The organism is Pedobacter sp. PF22-3 (assembly GCF_026239555.1).
GTDB lineage: Bacteria > Bacteroidota > Bacteroidia > Sphingobacteriales > Sphingobacteriaceae > Pedobacter.
The window spans coordinates 1-1,387 of record NZ_JAPIVP010000046.1; the positions used below are offsets into that span (position 1 = coordinate 1).

1 protein-coding gene is annotated in these 1,387 nt (G+C 46.6%); it reads right to left on the reverse strand.

The genetic code is table 11. From position 1 onward, the window contains the following. A partial coding sequence (locus OQX63_RS23240) for an MBG domain-containing protein (RefSeq protein WP_265853171.1) occupies nt 1-1,387 on the reverse strand: 1,387 nt, incomplete at both ends.

Consider the following 1,387-nt stretch of genomic DNA (forward strand, 5'->3'; position numbering starts at 1 on the left):
CACATAAGTTAAAGTGTAATTGCTGTTCAAAGCCAATGTACCCTGGTTGATGGCATATGTACCTACGTTTTCGCCAGGTGTTCTGGTCAGGCTTCCGCTGAAACTGTCGCCGGTTACCAATGCCGGAGCAAAGGTATAGGTCAATGCCGGATCGGCATCACCGTAGGTTTTGCTTTTCACTGCTGCAGTTACCGTAACCGTTTTTGCACCGATCGTTAAATCAGCACCCACATAAGTTAAGGTATAATTACTGTTCAAGGCTAATGTACCCTGGTTGATTGCATAAGTACCCACGTTTTCGCCAGTTGCTCTGGTCAGACTTCCGCTGAAACTGTCGCCGGTTACCAATACCGGGGCAAAGGTATAGGTCAATGCAGGATCAGTATCACCATAGGTTTTGCTTTTAGCTGCTGCCGTTACCGTAACCGTTTTTGCACCGATCGTTAAATCAGCACCAACATAAGTCAAGGTATAGTTACTGTTCAAAGCTAATGTACCCTGGTTGATGGCATATGTACCCACGTTTTCGCCAGGTGTTCTGGTCAGGCTTCCCGTGAAAGTATCTGTACCCACCAATACCGGAGCAAAGGTATAGGTCAGTGCAGGGTCTGCATCTCCATAGGTTTTGCTTTTCGCTGCTGCCGTTACCGTAACCGTTTTTGCACCGATCGTTAAATCAGCACCAACATAAGTCAAGGTATAGTTAGTGTTTAAAGCCAATGTACCCTGGTTGATGGCATAAGTACCTACGTTTTCGCCAGGTATTCTGGTGAGGCTTCCGCTGAAACTGTCGCCGGTTACCAGTACCGGAGCAAAGGTATAGGTCAGTGCAGGGTCTGCATCACCGTAGGTTTTGCTTTTAGCTGCTGCAGTTACCGTGATAGTTTTCGCACCGATCGTTAAATCAGCACCTACATAAGTTAAGGTATAGTTGCTGTTCAAGGCCAATGTACCCTGGTTGATTGCATAAGTACCCACGTTTTCACCAGGTGTTCTGGTCAGGCTTCCGCTGAAGCTATCACCTGTTACCAATGAAGGTGCAGCGGTATAAGTCAATGCAGGATCGGCATCGCCATAAGTTTTGCTTTTAGCTGCTGCTGTTACCGTTATCGTTTTTGCACCGATTGTTAAATCAGCACCAACATAAGTTAAGGTATAGTTGCTGTTCAAGGCCAATGTTCCCTGGTTGATCGCATACGTACCCACATTTTCGCCCGGTGTTCTGGTCAGACTTCCGCTGAAACTGTCCCCTGTTACCAATGAAGGTGCAGCGGTATAAGTCAATGCAGGATCGGCATCGCCATAAGTTTTGCTTTTAGCTGCTGCAGTTACCGTAACCGTTTTTGCACCGATCGTTAAATCAGCACCAACATAAGTTAAAGTGTAA